At 73.6% G+C, this 20,929-nt stretch carries 21 protein-coding genes; 6 read left to right on the top strand and 15 right to left on the bottom strand.

Annotated elements, in window-relative coordinates; all coding sequences use genetic code 11:
- Positions 1–165: 165 nt before the first annotated feature.
- The 4 genes from AB0I89_RS07675 to AB0I89_RS07660 all read right to left on the bottom strand — a co-directional run bounded on the left by AB0I89_RS07675 (position 166) and on the right by AB0I89_RS07660 (position 5,274).
- Positions 166–1,449 carry a citrate synthase gene (locus tag AB0I89_RS07675; protein WP_357121840.1) on the bottom strand — a complete coding sequence of 428 codons (1,284 nt, stop codon included), beginning with the start codon at positions 1,447–1,449 and terminating at the stop codon, positions 166–168.
- Positions 1,450–1,662: 213 nt separating this feature from the next.
- Positions 1,663–3,693: a sulfatase-like hydrolase/transferase gene (locus AB0I89_RS07670; RefSeq protein WP_357121836.1), complete on the bottom strand. Its 2,031-nt coding sequence runs from the start codon at positions 3,691–3,693 to the stop codon at positions 1,663–1,665.
- Entirely contained in the window at positions 3,686–5,110 is a 1,425-nt protein-coding gene (locus AB0I89_RS07665) for a class I SAM-dependent methyltransferase (RefSeq protein WP_357121833.1), read from the bottom strand. The genes AB0I89_RS07670 and AB0I89_RS07665 overlap by 8 nt, the downstream gene beginning before the upstream one ends.
- A 14-nt stretch (positions 5,111–5,124) precedes the next feature.
- Positions 5,125–5,274 carry a hypothetical protein gene (locus AB0I89_RS07660; protein ID WP_167517342.1) on the bottom strand — a complete coding sequence of 50 codons (150 nt, stop codon included), beginning with the start codon at positions 5,272–5,274 and terminating at the stop codon, positions 5,125–5,127.
- A 190-nt stretch (positions 5,275–5,464) separates the two neighbouring features.
- Between AB0I89_RS07660 and AB0I89_RS07655 the strand changes: the two genes are divergently transcribed.
- A complete protein-coding gene (locus AB0I89_RS07655; protein WP_357122193.1) occupies positions 5,465–6,313 on the top strand; it encodes an arginase family protein in 849 nt (282 codons plus the stop codon).
- 5 nt (positions 6,314–6,318) lie between these two features.
- Here AB0I89_RS07655 and AB0I89_RS07650 read toward each other — a convergent pair whose 3' ends face one another.
- The 5 genes from AB0I89_RS07650 to AB0I89_RS07630 all read right to left on the bottom strand — a co-directional run bounded on the left by AB0I89_RS07650 (position 6,319) and on the right by AB0I89_RS07630 (position 12,319).
- On the bottom strand, positions 6,319–7,539 hold the full coding sequence (locus tag AB0I89_RS07650; RefSeq protein ID WP_357122190.1) for a glycosyltransferase: 1,221 nt from the start codon (positions 7,537–7,539) through the stop codon (positions 6,319–6,321).
- A 5-nt stretch (positions 7,540–7,544) separates the two neighbouring features.
- Positions 7,545–9,707: a glycosyltransferase family 39 protein gene (locus AB0I89_RS07645; protein ID WP_357121829.1), complete on the bottom strand. Its 2,163-nt coding sequence runs from the start codon at positions 9,705–9,707 to the stop codon at positions 7,545–7,547.
- A gap of 44 nt (positions 9,708–9,751) precedes the next feature.
- Entirely contained in the window at positions 9,752–11,263 is a 1,512-nt protein-coding gene (locus AB0I89_RS07640; RefSeq protein WP_357121827.1) for a HAMP domain-containing sensor histidine kinase, read from the bottom strand.
- Entirely contained in the window at positions 11,241–11,987 is a 747-nt protein-coding gene (locus tag AB0I89_RS07635; RefSeq protein WP_357122187.1) for a response regulator transcription factor, read from the bottom strand. Before AB0I89_RS07635 ends, AB0I89_RS07640 begins: the two co-directional genes overlap by 23 nt.
- Positions 11,988–12,088: 101 nt before the next feature.
- On the bottom strand, positions 12,089–12,319 hold the full coding sequence (locus AB0I89_RS07630; protein WP_357121824.1) for a hypothetical protein: 231 nt from the start codon (positions 12,317–12,319) through the stop codon (positions 12,089–12,091).
- A gap of 193 nt (positions 12,320–12,512) precedes the next feature.
- On the opposite strand from AB0I89_RS07630, the gene AB0I89_RS07625 reads away from it, so the two are divergent.
- From AB0I89_RS07625 to AB0I89_RS07615, 3 genes are all read left to right on the top strand, one after another.
- Positions 12,513–13,445, top strand: a complete 933-nt coding sequence (locus AB0I89_RS07625; RefSeq protein WP_357121821.1) for a serine/threonine-protein kinase — start codon at positions 12,513–12,515, stop codon at positions 13,443–13,445.
- A gap of 61 nt (positions 13,446–13,506) precedes the next feature.
- On the top strand, positions 13,507–13,932 hold the full coding sequence (locus tag AB0I89_RS07620) for an OsmC family protein (RefSeq protein ID WP_357121818.1): 426 nt from the start codon (positions 13,507–13,509) through the stop codon (positions 13,930–13,932).
- A gap of 408 nt (positions 13,933–14,340) precedes the next feature.
- A complete protein-coding gene (locus AB0I89_RS07615; protein ID WP_357121815.1) occupies positions 14,341–15,192 on the top strand; it encodes a hypothetical protein in 852 nt (283 codons plus the stop codon).
- Between the two features lie 7 nt (positions 15,193–15,199).
- On the opposite strand, the gene AB0I89_RS07610 is transcribed toward AB0I89_RS07615, so the two are convergent.
- The 5 genes from AB0I89_RS07610 to AB0I89_RS07590 form a co-directional block, all read right to left on the bottom strand.
- A complete protein-coding gene (locus AB0I89_RS07610; protein ID WP_357121812.1) occupies positions 15,200–15,661 on the bottom strand; it encodes an ATPase in 462 nt (153 codons plus the stop codon).
- A gap of 109 nt (positions 15,662–15,770) precedes the next feature.
- Positions 15,771–16,214 (bottom strand): response regulator, encoded by a 444-nt coding sequence (locus AB0I89_RS07605; RefSeq protein ID WP_357121809.1) that lies wholly within the window; start codon positions 16,212–16,214, stop codon positions 15,771–15,773.
- A 72-nt stretch (positions 16,215–16,286) separates the two neighbouring features.
- Positions 16,287–16,634 carry an STAS domain-containing protein gene (locus tag AB0I89_RS07600; RefSeq protein ID WP_357121806.1) on the bottom strand — a complete coding sequence of 116 codons (348 nt, stop codon included), beginning with the start codon at positions 16,632–16,634 and terminating at the stop codon, positions 16,287–16,289.
- A 111-nt stretch (positions 16,635–16,745) separates the two neighbouring features.
- A complete protein-coding gene (locus tag AB0I89_RS07595) occupies positions 16,746–17,792 on the bottom strand; it encodes a cobalamin-dependent protein (protein ID WP_357121803.1) in 1,047 nt (348 codons plus the stop codon).
- Positions 17,789–19,552 carry a PP2C family protein-serine/threonine phosphatase gene (locus AB0I89_RS07590; protein WP_357121800.1) on the bottom strand — a complete coding sequence of 588 codons (1,764 nt, stop codon included), beginning with the start codon at positions 19,550–19,552 and terminating at the stop codon, positions 17,789–17,791. Before AB0I89_RS07590 ends, AB0I89_RS07595 begins: the two co-directional genes overlap by 4 nt.
- A gap of 185 nt (positions 19,553–19,737) precedes the next feature.
- Here AB0I89_RS07590 and AB0I89_RS07585 point away from each other — a divergent pair, with 185 nt between their 5' ends.
- Both AB0I89_RS07585 and AB0I89_RS07580 read left to right on the top strand, forming a co-directional pair.
- On the top strand, positions 19,738–20,136 hold the full coding sequence (locus tag AB0I89_RS07585; RefSeq protein ID WP_357121797.1) for an STAS domain-containing protein: 399 nt from the start codon (positions 19,738–19,740) through the stop codon (positions 20,134–20,136).
- A gap of 58 nt (positions 20,137–20,194) precedes the next feature.
- Complete coding sequence (locus AB0I89_RS07580) at positions 20,195–20,524, top strand: STAS domain-containing protein (RefSeq protein WP_357121794.1); 330 nt, start codon at positions 20,195–20,197, stop codon at positions 20,522–20,524.
- 77 nt (positions 20,525–20,601) lie between these two features.
- Here AB0I89_RS07580 and AB0I89_RS07575 read toward each other — a convergent pair whose 3' ends face one another.
- On the bottom strand, positions 20,602–20,916 hold the full coding sequence (locus AB0I89_RS07575) for a hypothetical protein (RefSeq protein ID WP_355052350.1): 315 nt from the start codon (positions 20,914–20,916) through the stop codon (positions 20,602–20,604).
- Positions 20,917–20,929: the final 13 nt, after the last annotated feature.

Below are 20,929 nucleotides of genomic sequence, written 5' to 3'. Positions count from 1 at the left end.
ACAGGAGGCGAACAACAGACCCGGGGTACCGCCGGGACGACCGCGGGCCACCGCGGGCCACCGCGCAAAAGCGTCACGGACCACCGCATGGCAGGACCTTGGGAACGGCGCAGGCCGCCGACCCCGAATCGGGTCGACGGCCTGCGGTCGTGCCAGGAGCGGAGGTCAGCGCTCGTTGAACGGGACGTAGTCCCGCTCGGCGGCGCCGACGTAGACCTGCCGCGGACGGCCGATCTTGGTCTCCGGGTCGCTGATCATCTCGCGCCACTGGGCGATCCAGCCGGGAAGCCGGCCGAGCGCGAAGAGCACCGTGAACATCTTGGTGGGGAAGCCCATGGCCTTGTAGATCAGGCCGGTGTAGAAGTCCACGTTCGGGTAGAGCCGCCGGGAGACGAAGAAGTCGTCGGCGAGGGCGATCTCCTCCAGCTCCATGGCGATGTCCAGCAGCGGGTCCGGCTTGGCCATCCGGCCCAGCACGTCCTGCGCGGCCTTCTTGACGATCGCCGCCCGCGGGTCGTAGTTCTTGTAGACCCGGTGGCCGAAGCCCATCAGCTTGACGCCGTCCTGCTTGTCCTTGACCTTGCGGACGAAGGACCGGACGTCGCCGTCACCGGCGTGGATCTGCTGGAGCATCTCCAGCACCGCCTGGTTCGCGCCGCCGTGCAGCGGGCCGAACAGCGCGTTCACGCCCGCCGACACCGAGGCGAACAGGTTGGCGTTGCTGGAGCCGACCAGCCGGACGGTCGACGTGGAGCAGTTCTGCTCGTGGTCGGCGTGCAGAACGAAGAGCATGTCCAGCACCTTCGACATGACCGGGTCGACCTCGTACGGCTCCGCCGGCACGCCGAACGTCATGCGCAGCAGGTTGTCCACGTACCCGAGGGAGTTGTCCGGGTACAGCAGCGGCTGCCCGATGGACTTCTTGTACGCGTACGAGGCGATGGTGGGGACCTTCGCCATGAGCCGGACCGTGGAGATCTCCACGTGCTCGGAGTCGAACGGATCCAGGCTGTCCTGGTAGAAGGTCGACAGCGCGCTCACGGCGGACGACAGCACCGCCATCGGGTGGGCGTCCCGGGGGAAGCCGTCGAAGAACCGACGCATCTCCTCGTGCAGCAGCGAGTGCCGCCGGATCCACTCGGTGAACTCGGTCAGCTGCTGCTCGGTGGGCAGCTCACCGTAGATGAGCAGGTACGAGACCTCCAGGAAGGAGGACTTCTCGGCCAGCTGCTCGATCGGGTACCCCCGGTAACGCAGGATCCCCGCGTCGCCGTCGATGTAGGTGATCGCGGATGAGGCAGCCGCGGTGTTGACGAAACCGGGGTCGTACGTCGTCATCCCGGTTTCCTTCAACAGCTTGCTCACCCCGATGCCAGCGGGGCCCTCGACCGCGGAATGCACCGGCATCGACAGCTGCCCGCCGGGGTGGTCGAGCTTGACTTCCGTCATGTGGTTCCTCGCTTCGCCGGCAGATCTACGTTGAATTGCCTTCGCTTCTACCGTAATTGCGGCTCGGGGGACACTGCCCGCCGTGGTTCGGCGGTGAGGTATGCGTCACCCGATTCCCGACCAGCAGGCCGGGAAACCCGCAATCCCGGCAGGCGGGAAGCCCACGAAAGCCGCAAACGACCCGTCCGCGGCAGTCCGCCGGACAGCCGGTTTTCAGGACAGCGCCAGGCGGCGCAGCGTACCCGTGGTCGTGACCTGATAGACGTCGAGCTGGTTGGTGCCGGCGTGGAACAGCCGGTCGTCGGTGAGCAGCGCGGCGAACCGACGCCCGCCCGGGTCGGTCGGCACCACCGGGACGACCGCGCCGATCCTGCCGTTGACGGCGACGGCCAGCAGCGTGCCGTCCGGGATGGCGTCCGGCACGTCACCCCAGACGAGCGCCGGGAGGGTGCCGGTGTCCGGATCGGTGGCCCGGAACGCGGCCAGGTCGGCGACGCGGGCGCTGCCGCCGCTGGGGCCGGCGCGTACCTCGGTGCCGACCAGCCGGTGCGGTGTCGGCAGCGGCGGTGGGGTGGGCACCCCGCCGGGGAAGGTGACCGCCTCCCCGGGGGTGTCGTAGAAGTGTTTCGTGGCGTCGGCGCGCGGGCTCTGGCGGGCGGAGCGGCCGTCGACCCGCCAGGGCAGGCGGATGCCGGCCTCGTCGGCGACGGTGGGCAGCAGGTCGACATGTTCCCAGTTGCGATCGTCCACCCGGCCGGTCTGCTGCCGTGGTTCCTTGACGAACATCGGCACCCAGGCGACCTCGCCGGCGGCGGCCCTGATGGCGTCCATCCCCCGGCCCTGCGCGCCCGGCCGGAAGCTCACCCCGTGGTCGGCGGTGACGACGACGAGGGCCTGGTCGTAGAGGCCGCTGGCACGCAGCGTGCGCAGCGTCTCGCCGATCAGCCGGTCGGTGTAGCCGAGTTGGGCGAGGTGGCGCTGACGGGCCAGGTCGATCCAGCCGGCGCCGTCGTTGGGCAGATCCTCGGGTGCGTCGTAGCGCGCGCCGGACGGCAGGTACGCCCACGGGGAGTGCGGCATCAGCAAGTGCAGGAAGTGCAGGGTGGGCCGGGGCCGCGGCTTCAGGCCGGCGAGGAAGCTGGTGAACCGGGCGGGCTGATTGTCGTCGAGGCTGTCCCAGCGGAACTTGGGGTCGGCCGGTACCGGCTCGGCGGCGTCCAGGCCGGCCTCGGCCCGCGTCCGCTCCCGGTACGAGTCCTCCGGGTCGACCGCGCTCTCCGTCGGCCCGGCGATCCGGCCGAGCAGCTTGCCGGTCTCCTTCACCAGCACGCCGAGGCCCTGTTCGGGGGCGACCGGCTGTTCGCAGCGGCTGGGCGGGCAGAGCCGGGTGATGCTCTCCTCGGCCTGGATGTCGTACAGACCGCCGAAGGCGGTGAAGAGGTTGTCCGGGTACTGCGAGTAGTGCGGCGCGACCGACCGCGCCGGGTAGCGACCGGTGAGCATCGCCGGCAGCGCGTTGGGCGTCCAGCCGCTGACCCCGGTGGCGTTGCGGTACCAGGTCGACGCCCCGGCCAGTTCGGCGAAGTGCGGGAACCGGGCCGCGTCGATCCGGCCGTCGCCGCCGAGCAGGCTGACCAGCGGCAGCTCGTCGAGGATCAGCATGACCACCGGCGGGTGCACGGCCCCGCCCTGCGCGGTGCCGACCGCGCCGCCGTCGCCCCGCGGCAGCACGACCGCCGAGGTGGGCGACACGAACAGGAACAGCGCCACGAACGCCAGCGGCCCGGCGGCGGCCAGTCGCAGCGCACGGCCCGGGGCCCGCCACCGCCGGTGCGCCGCCGCGCCGGCCACACCGGCCAGACCGGCAAGAGCCAGCAGGGGTACGCCCCGAAGCGTCGTCACGTGCCGGCCCACCTGCACGGCGAGGGCGGCGACCAGCAGGCCGACGAGCAGCGTATGGGTGAGCGCGCGGGCGGTCCGGCCGGCCAGTCGACTGAGCGCGCCCAGCGCCGCCACGGGCAGGGTGGGTACGAGCGCCACCAGCGCGACCAGCAGCAGGATCTGGCCGGTGTCGGCGCGGTGGAACAGGAAGAAGTCGGGACTGCGGCCGAGCACGTCCAGCAGCGGCTGGGTGACGACCAGCCCGACCAGCGCGACGATCTCCAGCACCCGACCCAGCTCCCCGCGCCACCCCCGCTCCCACCGCCCGCGTTCGGGTGGGGTCTCGACGGGCGGGTCAGCCACCCATCACCGTCCGGTAGAGCGTGCGGGTGCCCGAGGGCAGTTCCAGCCGGTCGGTGATCCGGCCCCGGGCGGCGAGGAGCCGTTCGAAGGTGTCCCGCCGGTAGTCGGGGAAGAGTCCGTCGGGCTTGTTGGCCAGCAGCCGGGCGGCCATCGGGTCGTCCGGGTGGACGAACTCCACCACCACGGCCCCGCCGGGCGCGGTCAGCCCGGCCAGCCAGTCGACGACCTCCGGCAGCGGCACGTTGCGGCCGATCGCCAGGTGGTGCGCGAGAGCCAGGGCGAGCACCACGTCCGCCGACGCCCGCTGGGCGAAGCCGGCGCGCTCGACGCCGCGCCAGCCGCCGCCCGGGGACGGGTCGGCCAGGTCGACCACCAGCGGCAGGATCCGTTGCTGCCCCTCGGAGCGCAGCGCCCGGTACAGCTCGTCGACCACCGCCGGGTCCTGCTCGACGGCGACCACGTAGTCGGCGTGCCCGGCGGCCAGTCGGGAGTACCGGCCGTCGTTGGCACCGAGGTCGAGGACCAGGCGCGGGCGGCCGGCGGCGGCCACGGCGGCGACCACGAACTGCTCCTTGGCGACCCGGTCGCGGGCCGAGTAGCCGCAGGTGCGCTGGTAGTCCGACCAGTGGCTGCCGGAGGGGCGGTGCGCCAGGCGGCGGACCAGTTTCTCGATGCCGCGTACGGTGGCCGCCTGCAACTGGCGCGTATAGCCGGCGGCCCGGAGCTGGGCCTTGACGTCGGTGGTGCTGGCGGCGGCGTTGCGTTGCTGCATCGCGCCGTGCAGGTGCAGGTGGGTCAGGACGCCGGGGCGCAGCCGACGGGTTCCGCCGAAGAGGGGACGCAACTGCTCGGCCTCGATGCCGTCGACCTGGGCGCGTAGCCAGGGTTGGAAGTCCACGCCCAGGTGCGCGGTGAGCAGCAGCGGGTAGAGCAGGGTCTGGCAGAACTGGCGGTAGCCGGCCCACGGTTCGCCGTCGCGGACCGGCGTGAAGGAGCCGATGTCGATGAAGACGGGTTTCGCGCCGCGCCACTGGAGGTTGTAGGCGGAGCCGTCCTTGGTGGTGAACCCCTCGGCGAGGGCGGTACGCAGGATCTCCAGGTGCAGCAGCGCGGCGTCGCGCAGCATGGCGAAGGACCACTCGTACGGGTGCGAGACGAACGGGATGCGTTCGTGGCGCAGCACCGCCGCCCATTCGGTGCCGGCGGGCGCCAGCGTGGCCGGGGCGTCCTCGGTGGCGCAGACCTTGCCCGCCGAGACGAGCGTGGGAAAGAACGGGCTGGCCGCGAGGGTGCGCCAGTGCGCGGCGGCCTGGGCGTCGAGCCCGCGCAGCACCTCGTCGCCGACGTGGAAGACCCGGTTGGCGGGGTCGCGGAAGGAGGCGGGCTCGGGGCGTACCCCGGTGGGTGTGCTCGTCATGGTCGCCGCGACCGTTACCGCTGGTCGGTGGGCTGCCGGCGGAACCGGTCGACCAGCCGCCGCCAGTAGAGCTTGGCGGCGACCGCGACGCCCGCCACCCCGCCGACGACGGCCTGCACGATCAGGCTGCCCGATCCCGCGTCCAGGTAGGCCAGATGGATCACCGACCGCTCCTTCCCCTCGCCCGTCTCGACACCGGCGTCCCGGGGCGACAGCAATGAGGCTTTTGACCCAGTAAGCCGGACTTGTCCATCACCGTACGCTGCTCGTCCGCGCCACCGCGCCCACATCCGAGGACTCCCAGCCCGGCCACAGGAAGCGGCTTGCGTCGGTAGGCTGCGAAGCGTGCGCTGGATGGTCGTGGACGCGCCACTGGACTCCTCCGGCGCACGGCGCGGCGAGGAACGGGCACCGGCCGCCCTGCGTCGGGCCGGCCTGCTGGACGCCCTGGCCGCCGACGACGACGGGCAGATCGACGAGGCCCGGTTACGGGACCCGAACCGGGAGCCGACGAGCGGGGTGATCGACGCCGCCGGCCTGGTCCGGGCCGGCGCCGCGATCAGCGCACGGATCGGCGGGCTGATCGCGGACGGTCACCGACCGCTGGTGCTCGGCGGCGACTGCGCGATCCTGCCCGGCATCTGCCGCGCGCTGCCCCGCACGACCGAGCTGTGGTTCGTCGACGCGCATCCCGACTTCCTCGACGGCGCGACGTCGCCGACCGGCGAGGCCGCCGACATGGACCTGTCGGTGGTCACCGGGCACGGCCCGGCCGCCGCGATCGGCGTCGACGACGCGCTGCTCGACCCCGCCCGGGTGCACCTGCTCGGCCACCGACCGCCCACCGACGAGGACAGTCGCGTCGAGGCGGCCCGGATCGACCCGGCGATCCACCAGGTGCCCGCCGTCGACCTGCTGCGCCTCGGCGCCGGTGCGGTCGGCGCGGGCCTGGCCGCCGACGGCGACGGGCCGGCCTGGCTGCACCTCGACCTGGACGTGGTGGACCCGCGCGACCTGCCGGCGGTGACTTACCCGGAGCCGGACGGGCCACGGTGGGCGGACCTCGTCGCACTGGTCACGCCGCTGGCCCGCGCCGACCGGCTGCTCGGGATGAGCGTGACCGACCTGAACCCCGACGAGGACCCCGACGGGCGGCACACCCGGCGCGTCGTTGAGGTCCTCGCACAGATGCTGACCGGCTGACCGGCCTAGCTGCGCCGGTGGTGCATGCCCAGGCGCAGCAGCACGAAGCGCAGCACGGTGGCGACCAGGTTCGCGACCACCAGCACGGCCAGTTCCACCGACCGGGCGGGTACGGCGACAACCGCGTGCAGCGCCGCCAGCGCGCCACTGGTCAACGCCAGGCCGAGGCCGAACGCCAGCAGCCCCTGCGCGTGGTGCCGACCGGCATTGCGGCTACCGGTGATCCCGAACGTCAGCCGTCGGTTCGCGGCCGTGTTCGCCACCGCCGTCAGAAACAGCGCCAGCAGGTTCGCCGGCTGCGCGCCGAGCGCGCCCCGGGTGGCCACGAACAGCAGCAGGTACGCCAGCGTGCTGGCCACCCCGACGGCGGCGAACCGGACCAGCTGCCCGGGCAGCCCGACCGGCACCTGCGCCGGTGGCGCGGCCAGCGGTGCCCGACCGAGCTGGGCACGTAGCTCGGCCACGGGCAGCGCGCCGGTCACCAGGGACCGCCCGAGTCGACCCATCCCCCGCAGGTCGGCCAGGGCGGTGGCGACGATGTCGACCCGACTGTCCGGGTCGTCGACCCAGTCCACCGGCACCTCGTGGATGCGCAGCCCGGCCCGTTGCGCCAGCACCAGCAGCTCGGTGTCGAAGAACCACCCGGTGTCCCGCACGAGCGGCAGCAGCTCTTCGGCCACGTCCGCGCGGATCGCCTTGAACCCGCACTGCGCGTCGGAGAACCGCGCGAACAGCGCGCCGCGCAGCAGCAGGTTGTAGGCCCGGGAGATGACCTCCCGTTTGGCGCCGCGCACCACCCGGGACGTACGCGCCAGCCGGGTGCCGATCGCCAGGTCGGAGTGGCCGGAGATGAGCGGCGCGACCAGCGGCAGCAGCGCCGCCAGATCGGTGGACAGGTCCACGTCCATGTACGCCAGCACCGGCGCGGACGAGGCCGACCACGCGACGGACAGCGCGCGCCCCCGGCCCTTGGCGTCCAGGTGCAGCACCTCGACGCCCGGCAGCTCGGCGCGGAGGCCCTCGGCGACCGTCAGGGTGCCGTCCACGCTGGCGTTGTCGGCGACGGTGATCTGGAACGGGTACGGGAAGTGCTCGGTGAGGTGGGCGTGCAGCCGGCGTACGCACGGCCCGAGGTCGATCTCCTCGTTGTAGACGGGGATCACCACGTCCAGCACCGCCCCGGTGGTGGTGGACCGGGTCCGGACGGCGGGACGCGGGCCGCTGATCGCGGTCACGACGCGTCCGCGCCGGTGCTGAGGTCGTAGACGGTGACCCCGTCCACGGTCTGCGCCGTAAAGGTCTCCTCGACCCAGGTGGAGATCTCCTGCGAGGCCGAGCTGCCTCCGTTGGCACGGAAGCCACCACCGCCCACGAAGTAGTGGATCTTGTGGTCGGCGACGTAGCGCTGGAACTGGGCGAGGGTCGGTGACGGGTCGCTGCCGTTGAACCCGCCGATCGGCATCACCGGGTCGCCGGTGGCCAACTGATAACCGGAGGCGTTGTTGGAACCGATGGTGGCCGCCACCCAGGTGTAGTCGTCGCTGTCCCGCTCGAGCAACTCGCGCATCGCGGCGCTGGGCTCGCGGGCGTCGAGGAGACCTCCCATGCCGCCGCCGCGAGCACCGGGCATCTGCCCTACGCCCGGAAGGCCCGGGAACCGCCCGCCGTCCTGGTTGCCGTTGCGGTTCTCGCCGCCCGGCACCGACGCGCCGTTGCGGCCGTCGCCGGGGAACTGCCCGCGGCCGGGGAACGCCATGCCGCCCGGCGGTCGTCCGCCGGGGAAGCCACCGCGGCCGAATCCGCCCGCCACCGCGGGGCCGGCGCTCGGGATCGAGCCGGTGTGCGGGGTCGCGGCGGTCTGTGCCGCGTACGCCGCCGGTCCCGCGAGGGCCGCCGCCGCGCCGACGCCCAGTGCCACGGCCCCCAGCCACCGGGGCAGTCGGACGGTCAACAGGAGCAGGGCCGCGCCGAGCAGGCCGGGAACCAGCACGACGGCACGCAGCCACGGGTACCAGTCGGGGCTGCGCCCGAGCAGCACCCACGCCCACCAGACGGTGACCGCGAGGGTGGCGGCGAGGGTCGCCGTGGCGGCCAGCGGACGCCACCGCTGCCACCGGGACACCAGCACCGGTTCCTCGTCCGCGTCGGCGGCCGGGGTGGGCCGCGGTCGGCGCTGCCGCCAGAGCAGGGTGACGCCGATGCCGACCAGCGCGCCGACGGCCGGCGCGAGCGCCACGGTGTAGTAGGCGTGGAAGATCCCGGACATGAAGCTGAAGATCAGTCCGGTAACCAGCAGCCAGCCACCCCACAGCAGCAGACCGGCCCGGGTGCGGTCGGTACGCGCGGCCCGACCGGCCACCACCAGGCCCGCGACCAGCAGGATCAACGCGGCCGGCAGCAGCCAGGAGATCTGACCGCCGACCTCGCCGTCGAACATCCGCAGCAGGCCCGTCCGCCCCGAGAACGGCCCACCCCCACCGCCCATCCGTCCGGCGCCGCCGCCGACGCTGCCCACCTCGTCGCCGGTGATCCGGCCGAGACCGTTGTAGCCGAGGGTCAGCTCCAGGATGCTGTTGCCCTGCGACCCGCCGACGTACGGACGCGCGCTGGCCGGGACGAGTTCGACGACGGCCACCCACCACCCGGCGGACACCACCACCGCGAGGCCGGCGAGCAGGAGTTGGCGCACCCGCCGCCACCGCCCGGTCGGGGCGGCCAGCAGGTAGACGCCGGCGAAGACCGGCACCAGCAGGAAGGCCTGGAGCATCTTGGTCAGGAAGCCGAACCCGACCAGCGCGCCGGCCAGCACGATCCACCGGGTACTGGCCGTCTCCAACGCGCGCACGGTGGCGTACGCGCCGCCGAGCAGCAGGAGCACGAGCAGGGCGTCGGGGTTGTTGAAACGGAACATGAGCGTCGCCACCGGGGTGACGGCGAGGACCGCTCCGGCGATCAGGCCGGCGGCCGGCCCGTACCAGCGCTTCACGCTGGCGTACAGCACGCCGACGGAGGCGACCCCGCACAGCGCCTGCGGGACGAGCATCGCCCAGCTGTTCAACCCGAAGATCCGCACCGACAGGGCCATCAGCCAGAGCGAGGCGGGCGTCTTGTCCACGGTGATCGAGCTGGCCGCGTCGGACGAGCCGTAGAAGAACGCCTTGCCGCTCACCGAGCCGGCCTGCGCGGCGGCCGCGTAGAACGAGTTGGCCCAGCCGGAGGCGCCCAGGCCCCAGAGGTAGAGCAGGCCGGTGCCCAGGAGCAGGGCCAGCAGAGCGGGCCGGGTCCAGGTCGCCGCACGGCCCGCCGGAGGCGGGTGTTCCTCGGGGCGCGTGCTCGGGTGCGGCGGCCCGACCGGGTCGCCGGGCGTCGTCGACAGGGTGTCTGTTCGGTCCATGCCGCCAGCCTCGGCGGCCGAACTGGCGGGACCCCGTGCGCCGCCTATGCGTCAGCTGTGGGATCCGGCAGGCGGACGGCGAACACCGTCCGGCCGGGACGGCTGTCGACGCCGACCGTGCCGTGGTGCGCCTCGACGACGGCCGCCACGATCGCCAGGCCGAGCCCGGTGCTGCCGTGCGCCCGGGACCGGGAACTGTCACCCCGGGCGAACCGCTCGAACATCTCCGGTCGCAGCTGGGCCGGCACCCCCGGTCCGTCGTCGGCGACGGTGAGGACGGCCGCGTCCGCCTCCACGGCGAGGGTGGTGGTGACCGTCGTGCCGGGCGGGGTGTGCACGCGGGCGTTGGCCAGCAGGTTCGCCACCACCTGGTGCAGGCGGGCGGCGTCGCCGGGCACGCGGATGACGACCTCGGGCAGGTCGAGCCGCCAGTGGTGCTCGGGGCCGGCGACGTGCGCGTCGCTGACCGCGTCGACCACGAGGGCGGACAGGTCGACCGGGTCCGCCGCGAGCGGCCGGCCGGCGTCGAGCCGGGCCAGCAGCAGCAGGTCGTCGACGAGGCTGGTCATCCGGGCGCTCTCGGACTCGACGCGGCGCAGGGCGTGCGCCACGTCGGCGGGGACCTCGTCGCGGCCCCGCCGGGCCACCTCGGCGTACCCACGGATCGCCGCGAGCGGGGTGCGCAGCTCGTGGCTGGCGTCGGCGACGAACTGGCGTACCCGGGTCTCGCTGGCCTGCCGCGCGGCCAGCGCGTCGGCGACGTGGCCCAGCATCCGGTTCAACGCCGCGCCGACCTGGCCGACCTCGGTACGCGGATCGGTGTCGGCGGCCGGCACCCGGACGGCGAGCGCCACCTCGCCCCGGTCCAGCGGCAGCTCGGTGACCCGGGCGGCGGTCGCGGCCACCCGGTTCAGCGGTCGCAGCGTGGCCCGGACGATCAGCGCGCCCGCGCCACCGGCCAGGAGCAGTCCGAGGCCGACGACCCCGGCCTGCGCGGCGACCAGCGCCCAGACGGTGTCCCGCACACCGCTGAGCGGAATGCCCACGGCGACCACGACCCCGTTGGGCAGTTGCCGGGCCACCGCCCGGACGTCCCCCTCGTCGAGGGTGACGGTGCGGGGCCGGCCGTCGGTGGGCAGCGCGACCAGCCGTGCGGCGTCGGCGGCGGGAACGTCGGCGAGGCTGCCGCTCGCGGTGCTCCGCGTCGCCGTGGTGACGCCGTCGGCCCGGCGCACGGCGAGCGAGCCCGGCGGGAAGCCGCGCGGAGGCTCCGGCGGGGAGGGTGCGGCAACGCCCGGCCGCACCGCGGGCCGCCCGGGGTCGCCACCGGGGCGGAACCACGGCGGCAGGTCGCGCGGCCGGTCCCCCATCGTCAACTGGGTGTCGACCTGGGCGACCAGCACGTGCCGCAGGGCCAGCGTGGTGAGCCCGCCGATGGCGACGCTGACCAGGGCGAGCAGCGCGACCAGGGCGAGCACCAGCCGGGTCCGCAGCGACCGGCCGGCCCACCAGCGCCGCAGCCGGACGAGTGCCCTAGTCGGCGGGTTTGAGGACATAGCCCGCGCCGCGCAGCGTGTGGATCATCGGCGGTCGCCCCGCGTCGATCTTCTTGCGCAGGTACGAGATGTACAGCTCCACCACGTTGGCCTGGCCGCCGAAGTCGTAGTTCCACACCCGGTCGAGGATCTGCGCCTTGCTGAGCACCCGGCGCGGGTTGCGCATCAGGTAGCGCAGCAGTTCGAACTCGGTCGCGGTCAGCGCGACGAGCTGGCCGGCACGGCGGACCTCGTGACTGTCCTCGTCGAGGCTGAGGTCGCCGACGGTCAGCAGCGCCTCCTCGTGGGCGGCGACCGCGAAGCCCGAGCGGCGCAGCAGCGCGCGGAGCCGGGCGATCACCTCCTCCAGGCTGAACGGCTTGGTCACGTAGTCGTCGCCGCCCACGGTCAGCCCGGCGATGCGCTCCTCGACGGCGTCCCGGGCGGTCAGAAAGAGCACCGGCACGGTCGGGGCGTGCTCGCGCAACCGACGCAGCACCTGGAAGCCGTCGAGGTCGGGCAGCATGACGTCGAGGACGACGGCGTCCGGCTGGAACTGCCGGGCGGCGCTCAACGCCGCCATGCCGTTGCCGGCGCTGCGCACCTGCCAACCCTCGTAGCGCAGCGCCATCGACAGCAGATCGGTCAGCGTCGCCTCGTCGTCCACCACCAGCACGCGGACCGGTTCACCGTCCGGGCGGCGCAACTCGATCCGGCCCGGCACGGTCTGCCCCTGGATGACCATGCCCCCCATCGTGGACACCTCCGCTGTGTCGCGCCTCTGCGCCGCCTGTGTGCCAGCTGTGCGGCCGGGCCGCCGAGCCACCGCTCAGCCTCCGACCGTGGTCACTCGGACACCCCGTACGCGTCGGTCCGGACGAAGCGCATGCTCCACCCGCCGTGGCCGTCGGGCTGGTCGCGCTCGTAAAGGTGGTCGGGGCCGGGCTGTGTCGGGCCGGTGCCGCCCGGATGCCGCATGATCCACCGCTGCGGAGGGGCGCCGTCCGGCTCGGCCGGTACCGCGCGGACCAGCCCGTCCGCGGGACCGCCGACGAAGCGTACGGTGACCTCGCCCATCGCGGCACTCCCTTGCGTGACGATGCCGGCACGCTCGGTGCGTACGGCCCTGGGTCGCAAGCTACCGCACCCGGCGGCGGCCCCGGCCGACGTACGCCGTGATCGGCGGCCGTCGCGGTTTGCCCAGCTCGGCCCCCGGGTACCGCGATTCCCAGGCCCCGCCGCCGGGCGGGACGAGGACGAGGAGCTGACGATGCGGACGCTGGACGGGCGGTACCAGCTCGAACAGCGCATCGGCGTCGGCGGAATGTCCGAGGTGTGGCGGGCCCACGATCGGGTGCTGGACCGACCGGTCGCCGTGAAGCTGATCGCGCCCGGCCCGGACGGCCACCACGACACGGTGGACCGGATCCGCACGGAGGCCCGCTCGGCGGCCCGGTTGGTGCATCCGAACGTCGCGAGCGTGCACGACTTCGGCACCTCCTCGACGCTTCCCGGCCGCCGGGTCCCCTACATCGTCATGGAGCTGGCCGAGGGCGAGACCCTCGCGGCGCACCTGCGGGCGGGCCCACTGGACTGGCGCATCTCCGTGCGGGTCTGCGCGGAGGTCGCCGCCGCGCTGTCCGCCGCCCACGCGAGCGGCATCGTGCACCGCGACGTCAAGCCGGCCAACGTCATGCTCACCCCGGCAGGGGTGAAGGTCCTCGACTTCGGCATCGCCACCCCGACCGGCACGGCGGACCCGATGCCCGACGGCATGCTGCTCGGCACCCCGGCGTACCTGGCGCCGGAACAGCTCGACGGCGCCCCCGCGACGCCGGCCGCCGACATGTACGCCCTCGGCGTGCTGCTCTACTACTGCCTCACCGGTCGTCTCCCGTACCGGGCCCAGACCCCGGCCGAACTGCTGGCCGCGCGCCGGTCCCGGCCGCCCGAGCCGCTGCCGGAGGTGGACGGGCTCCCGCCCGAGGTGTCCGAGTTGTGCCGCTGCTGCCTGGACGACGATCCCGCCGGGCGTCCGACCAGCCTGGTCGCGGCGCTGCTGCTGGCCGAGGTCGTGGACGCCCGGGTGTACGTGCCGATGGCGATCCCCACGCAGCGGTCGCTGTCGCCGTCGCCGTCGCCGTGGACCGAGCGGGCGGCGGCGCAGCCCACCGAGGCGCTGTCGGTCGTCGACGGGAGCTGAGCTGAGCGTTTCGCCCGCCCTCGGCCGGGTAGCCGGGCGGGTGAGCGACGGGAGGAACGCGATGCCGAGTCCGAGTTCCTGGCTGCATGAGGCCACCGCCACCGCCGAGGGTGGCCACGTCCGAACCGATGACGGCGGGCTCTCCACGCCGCTCGCGTCGCCGCTGGCGGCGCACTGCACCGGCCTGAGACCGGAGCAGTTGTTGGCGGCGGCCTTCGCCTCCTGCCTGCACCACGCCGCCGTGGAGGCGGCCGGGGAGATCACCGACGAGGCGCACACGGTCCAGGTGCGCGCCGAGGCGAAGCTGGGGCGCGACGACGACGGCCGGTACCGGGCCGACGTGCACGCCTCGATCTCGTCGGCCGGTCTGAGCCGGGCGCAGTTGGCCGACCTGGTCGAGTACGCCGATCGGCTCTGGCCCTTCTCCAGCAGCGACAACACGCGGCACCGGTTGACCGTCACCCCGGCCGAGAACGGTCGGCACTGAGAGCGGGCTCTTGTCGGCCGGACGGCGTCAGCCGCGGGCGGCACTCTCCCTGATGAGCCTGATGACTCTGGGGCATCTTGATGCCTGAGAGTCATCACGCTCATCGGAGTGCTACCGCCGGACCGCGATGACCCATCCGCCACCGACACGCATCGTGGTCAGGCGTTCGGTGGACCCCCGCATCACCCGACAGGGGGATGACCGGAGCCCCGCAGAACATCACCTCTCGGTGGGGCACGATGACCACCTTCGCCTGGCGAATCGGAAATACCCGTCTCGTCTGATCGGCGAGGTTGTGCCGACATAACCGGCTTTCGCCCGTTGCCACGCCCACGATTCGGGCAAATTGTGGCGCATGCCACTGTTGGGGCCGATGGCAGCGGGCGACCGACTATCTAGCCTCGGCGGGTGCATCCCGACGACCCCACCGCCCAGAAGCTGACCGACGCGCCCTCGACCACCCGCACGAGGGACGCCGCATCAACCGAACGGACGATCGGCCGTCACCGGGCCCCCGAACCGCCGCCGCGCCGCGCCCTGCTCGGCTCCACCCCGGTCCGGGTCGCCCTGGCCACCGGCGTCACCTGCTGCCTCGGCCTGGGCGCGTTCGCCGCCGCCCGCGCCGGGCAGGAAGCCCCGCAGCCCGTCCGGCCGATCGCCGACGCGCTGGCCGACCGTGCCGCCATCGCCGACGAGCGCGCCTCCCGGTCGCTGGACCGCGACCTCGCCCCGGCCCGGGTCCTGCCCACCCCGACGGCCGCGCCGACCCCGACGCCCACCGTCACCCGCAAGGCGCCGAAGAAGCCGGTCAAGCCCCGCCGGCCGCGCCCGGTCGCCGGGCTCGACCAGCAGCAGATGGACAACGCGAAGATCATCGTGGACGTCGGCGTGGGGCTGAAGATGCCGCGTCGCGCCCTGGTCGTGGCGCTCGCCACCGCGATGCAGGAGAGCAACCTCTACAACCTGGCCAGCGACGTGCTGCCGGAGTCGAGCGAGTACCCGCACCAGGGCAGCGGCTCCGACCACGACTCGGTCGGGCTGTTCCAGCAGCGGCCCAGCAGCGGGTGGGGCACGGTCGCCGAGCTGATGCGCCCGTCGTACGCCGCCCGGGCCTTCTACACCGCCCTCGCCGAGATCCCCGGCTGGCAGGACATGAGCCTCACCGCCGCCGCCCAGGCGGTGCAGGTCTCGGCGTACCCCGACGCGTACGCCCCGCACGAGGACCGGGCCACCACCGTGGCGGCCGCGCTGCTCGCCTGAGGCCGTCTCAGCGGGTGCCGGCCGCCGCCGTGGGCGTGTCGGCCGGCACCGGCTCGACCGTCACGCCGACGAGGATCTCGTCCGCCAGGGCCTCGCGACGGCGGCGCGCGTGCAGCGCCTCTTCGAAGTCACGCCGGGCCTGCACGGCATCCGCGTACGCCTGCTCCCGGACCCGACGGGCCTCCTCGCGGGCCTCGTCCAGCGCGCGACGGGCCTGCGCCAGGATCTCGTCCGCCTCCTGACGCACCGCGTCGCCGGCCCGGCGGGTGGCGGCGGCGTCGCCCAGGTCCAGTCGCTGGAGCAGCCCGCTTAGCCAGGTCGCCTCCTGGCGGATCTCGTCCCACTCCCGGGTCGCCCCGGCCGCGCCCTCCGCCCGCGCCGCGAGCCGGGACAACCTGATCCCCAGCTCATCCAGGCAGGAATCCACCTGTCGCTGGTCGTAGCCGGTCTTCACGACGGAGAACCTCATACTGTCGCCCCCAGGCAGCCGCTGTTACTTCCCCACCTGGATCCTCGGGCGCGACGACATCCACCGAGGCGGTTCGGGAAAATTGTTCAGCATGCGCGGGACGGGCGGATCAGGGGCGCTTGGGCAGCACGACCACGCGGCCGAAGAACTCGTCGATGCGGCGCACCACGTCGTTGAAGTCGTCCAGGTCGATCGGCTTGGTGACGTACGCGTTGGCCTGCAACGTGTAGCTGCCGACGATGTCGGTGTCCGCGTTCGAGGTGGTCAGCACCACGATCGGAATGGTCCGCAGATCCTCGTCCTGCTTGACCGCCCCGAGCACCTGACGCCCGTCCATCCGCGGCATGTTGAGGTCAAGCAGGATCACGTCCGGCCGGCGGGCCCCGGAGTGGCGACCCTCGGCCCGGAGGAACTCCATCGCCTCCTCGCCGTCGCTCACCACGTCGATGATCTTCTCGACGTCGGAGTCGGCCAACGCCTCCTCGATCATCAGCACGTCGCCGGGATCGTCGTCGACCACCAGGATGCGTACCGGCTGCGGGCTGTCGCCCATCACTACCTGCCTCGGGTGTCGGCGGAGAATGGAAACCGGACGGTCACCATGCTGGCGGGGAAATCTAGCCCATCAGAGGGCGCTGTGGGACGCCGGGTCAGCCGTGTCGGGAACGTAGCGGAGCACGTCGGCCAGACCGGTGATCCGCAACACGCGCTCGACCCGACCGGCGGCGCCGGTGATCCTCAGCCAGCCCCCGTCGGCCGCGGCCTGGTTGTCGCCCCGGACGAACACCGCCATCCCGGTGGAGTCGCAGAAGGTCAGGTCGGTGAGGTCGAGCAGCACCCGGCGCTCACCGGCGGCGGTGAGCCGGTCGATGGCGGCGGCCAGCTCGTCGGCGGTGCTCAGGTCCAGCTCACCGGCGAGCCGCAGGCAGGCGACACCGCCCTCGCGCTCGGCGTCGCTGACACTGAACGTCACCGTCTCCCCCCTCGCTCGCTCCACCGGCGGGTGGGACGTTTGCAGTGCGGCAAGTATACGCAGGGGGGTACGACGCTCCGCAGCGCGTGGTGATCGTCTGGCCGACCCGGGTCAGCCGGCGGAACGGGACGCGGCGGCCAGCCCGGCACGCCCCAGGGCCAGCGCGTGCGCTGCCCGGGGGTAGTCCCGCAGCTCGGCGGCGAAGTGCTCCAGGGTGAGTTCGACGGCGCTGGCCGGCACCCGCCGGCTCGTCAGGATCTCCGCGAGCCAGTCGACGAATTCGGTGAACAGCGAGGCGTCGTCGACGTACAACGCGGCGGCCAGCGAGTCCAGGATGTGACCCAGGTCGCTCACCGTCGAGTCGAGCTGGGTGGCCGTGTACTCGCGCGTCGCCGGCGCCTTCGCCCGCAGATCGGTCAGCGCGCTGTCGATCAGATCGCCACGGCGGCGGACCAGACTCGCGTACTCGTCGTCGGCCAGGTGCGCGAGTCGCGCCGCCGGCGCCCGCCGTAGCGCCCGCTCGTCGGCGATCAACTCGGCCGCCGCCGGCGCGTTCGGCGCCCAAGCCGCGCCGAGCCGGGCCGCCCACCGGCCGTCCGCGCCGAAGCCCCGCCCGCCGACCACGACCGGCACGTCCGAACGCCGGCACGCCTCGATCATCCGATGGGCGTGCGGCAGCCGCATCGGCAGCGCGCAGGCCAGCGCGACCGCCTGCGCGTCGTGCCGGTGCAGGTACGACACGAGGTGCGCCGCCGGCACGCTGGCGCCCAGGAAGGTCACCTGCCAACCGCGGAGCCGCAGCACCTCGGCCACCAGCCGGGGCGGCAGGGCGTGCCACTCGCCGTCCATGCAGGCCACCACGACATGACCGCCGGTCGCACGCGGTTTGGCGTGCGCCGCCACGGCGGCCACCACCCGCTCGCTGATGTGGGTGGCCGCGTGCTCCTGCGCCACGCTCCACTCGTTGCGGGCCCACCGCTCACCCACCTCGGCCTGTGCCGGCGCGACCAGGTCGAGCAGCACCCGCTCCGGCGGCACGCCCGCCTCCAGCAGGCCGATCGCCACGTCGATCGCGGCGTACTCGTCGGCGTCGGCGAGGCAGGCCAGATAGCCGGGGTAGGCGTCAGTCGGTTCCGTTGTCGCGGCGGGGGCGGTCACGCGGGGCTCATCCTCTGCTCGTCGGCGGTCGTCGGCGGGGGAACGGCGTGCAGGTGCCGCGCGCCACGACCGGGGCTGACCGCGCGCAGCGCCAGGACGGCGATGTCGTCGTGGTCGCCGTGCCCCAGCCAGTCACAGGTGACCTGCTCGACGCGCTCGGCCAGGGCCGGCGCCGGCATGCGCTGGCAATCCGTCACGGCCGTCACCAGCCGCTCCGCGCCGAACTGCTCGTCGCCGCGACGACCCCCACGGGCCTCGGTGACACCGTCGCTGTAGAGCAGGCAGGTCTCGCCCGGCGCCAGGCGTACGGTCACCTCGCCGACGCGCGGGTCGGGCACCACCCCGATCAGCATGCCGCGCAGCGGCACCACCTCAACCTCGCCCGAGCCGCGCAGCACCAGCGGCGGCAGGTGCCCGCCCCCGGCCATCGTGAGGGTGACGCCTCCGTCGCGCTGCGGACGGGCCACGCCCAGCACGATGGTGGCGAAGCGGCCCTGGCCGTTGGCCTGGGTCGTCTCGAACAGGGCGTCGTTGAGCAGCCGCAGCAGCCGGCCCGGGTGGGACTCCACCCGGTGCAGCGCCTGCAGGCACTGGCGGAGCTGACCGGTGAACACGGCCGCCTCGACGCCCTTGCCGGAGACGTCGCCGAGGAAGAAGACGGAACCGCCGTCGGCGAGCCGGTGCGAGCCGTAGAAGTCGCCGCCGATGCGCAGTCCCGCCTGCGCCGGACGGTACGCGGTGCCCCACTGCACGCCGGCGGTCTCGGTCGGCTCGACCGGCAGCAGGCTGGCCTGCAGGGTGTCGGCGACCTCCGCCTGGTCCCGGTAGAGCTGGGCGGTGGTCAACGCCGCGCCGGCGCGGGCCGCGAACGCCCGGATCAACTCGACGTCGTCCTCGTCGTACCAGCGGCTGGAGCGCCGGGCGACCAACAGCACCCCGACGGGGGTGTCGCGGCCGGGCAGCGGGACGACCCGGGCGGTGCTGTCGACGCCCGTGAGGCCGGGCAGCCAGCCGGCGTCGACCGCCTGCTCCACCAGCCAGTCGACCGTGTGCGGCTCGACACCGGTCAGCCCGTCGGCGATGGCCGCGGGGAGGGTGACGCCGGTCAGGACGCCGCCGTCGACCATCGGGGCCTCGTCGTCGACCCGGGTGGCCCGCCACCAGCGGACCCGCCCCGCGCGGGGCGCGAGCACCAGCACCGCCACCTCGGCCAGGGTCGGCACGGCGAGTCGGACGACCGCGGCGGCGGCCCGGTCGGGGTGCAGCGGGTTGCCCAGCTTGTCGCCCACCACGGCCAGGAAGGCCGACCGGGCCCGCTCGGCGAGCAACGCGTCGGCGCGGCTGACGCTCTCGGTGACGTCCTCGACGTACCAGCAGCAGCGGCCGGCGGACAGCGGCATCCGGCGGGCGGTGAGCCGACGGTCGTGGTGGGTGAAGTTGCCGGGCACGCCCTCGCCCAACCCCGGCACGCCGGACGCGGCCAGCGGTTCACCGGGTACCACCTCGGGCAACAGCCGCTCGGCCACCGGGCTCACGTGCCGGACGACACCGTCGGCGTCGCAGACCACCAGGCCCTCGCGGAAGTGTTCGACGACCTCGGACCAGTCCGGAGTGGCCTGGTCACGGTCGGGGGCCAACGGCGGCAGCGCGGGCGCGGGCCAGGACGGTGCGTCGGCGGACCACGCCGGGGCCCGTGTGGTACTCGGCGTGGAGATCCGTCCGTCGCCCGGGTCCCAGTCCCTGACGTCGGAAGCAGTCACCAGCTGAGCCTCACTCCTTGTCGTCCACCCGAACGTGCACTGTCCACCCACCCTACGCCGGTGCGCCGTGACCGGCATCCGACAGCAGGTCGGGCCCCGGTTCCGGTAGCGAGCGGCCCCGCTCGACGGTTGTTACGATCCCCTCGCGCCGGTCGGAGTGCCGGCCCGGGGGAAGGGGCCTGATCGTGCTGTCGGAAGGGCGTAGGGCCGACGCGAAGCCACTGAGCGTCGCCGTCGACCGGTCCGACCCCGACGTGCCCCTGATCCGCGTCGGCGGCGAGCTGGCGTACGCGACCTCGGCCCCTCTGCACGCCGAGATCGACCGGATCCTCGCCGACGCGCCACGCGCGATCGTGTTGGACTTCGCCGATCTGACCTTCATCGACAGCACCGGTCTCGCCGTGATCGTGCACGCCTGGCGGGAGGGCCAGGCGGTCGGCGCCGGGCTGCGGCTGCGCTCGGTCCCGCGCTTCCTGGCGACGATCCTGGACATCACCGGGGTGGCGACGCTCCTCGGTCGGCCGGTGCCCACCGCTCGTCCGGAGGGCGGGCCCGACGCCGAGGCGTCCGCCGCCACGGCGTGATCCGGCGACGCGCAGCCCCCGGGTTTGCGTTCCGCGTGCGGACTGGGAACATGGTGCAATGCCCCACCAGCTGTTGACCATCGAGGTGAGCCGGCCCGACGCCGGTCACGTCCGGCTACGGCTGACCGGCGAGCTCGACTACGACACCGCGCCGGAGCTGGTGGCCGCCGCGGCCGGCCTGCACGGCGAGCCGCAGGTGACGATCGACCTGAGCGGCGTCGGCCTCTGCGACTCGTCCGGGCTCAGCGCCCTGCTGATCGCGCGTCGGAGCGTCGGCGCGATCCGGCTCACCGGGGTCAGCCCGCAGATCCAGCAGTTGCTGGATCGCACCGGCCTCACCGAGCTGCTGGCCGTGCAGGGCGACGACGAGCTGCGCGCCACCGGCTGACGGCCGCACCGAACGACCACCCCACGCGCGAGGGGGCCCCCGACCCTGGGACCTGGGGCCGGGGGCCGGAGAAATGCCTAGGGCGCGGTCATCGGCTGGAGTCGGGGCCCGCCGTCGCGCAGTTCGACGGTCGACGGAGGTTCGATGTCGTCGGGTTCCCCCGAGTCGGGCGTCTGGTACAGGTAGCGGACAAACTCCCCACCCGCCTCGTTGTCGTCCGCACCCGGCCACTGGCCGATGCAGTCCATTCCGACCACTTCCCGGCCGGTTCCGTCGGCCTCCTCCAGCAGCGCCCACAGGCTCACCGGGTAGCACCGGGTGGCGTCGGGCGTGAGCTGCCAGCGGGCGTACCAGCCGGGTCGAGCGGGAACGATCTCGACGATCCGTTTCATGACGACCTTCCTT

Origin of the sequence: Micromonospora sp. NPDC049801 (genome assembly GCF_040656575.1) — a bacterium.
Classification (GTDB): Bacteria; Actinomycetota; Actinomycetes; order Mycobacteriales; family Micromonosporaceae; genus Micromonospora.
The sequence above is the reverse complement of the archived record's forward strand: the minus strand, read 5'-3'. Positions and strand labels throughout refer to the sequence as shown.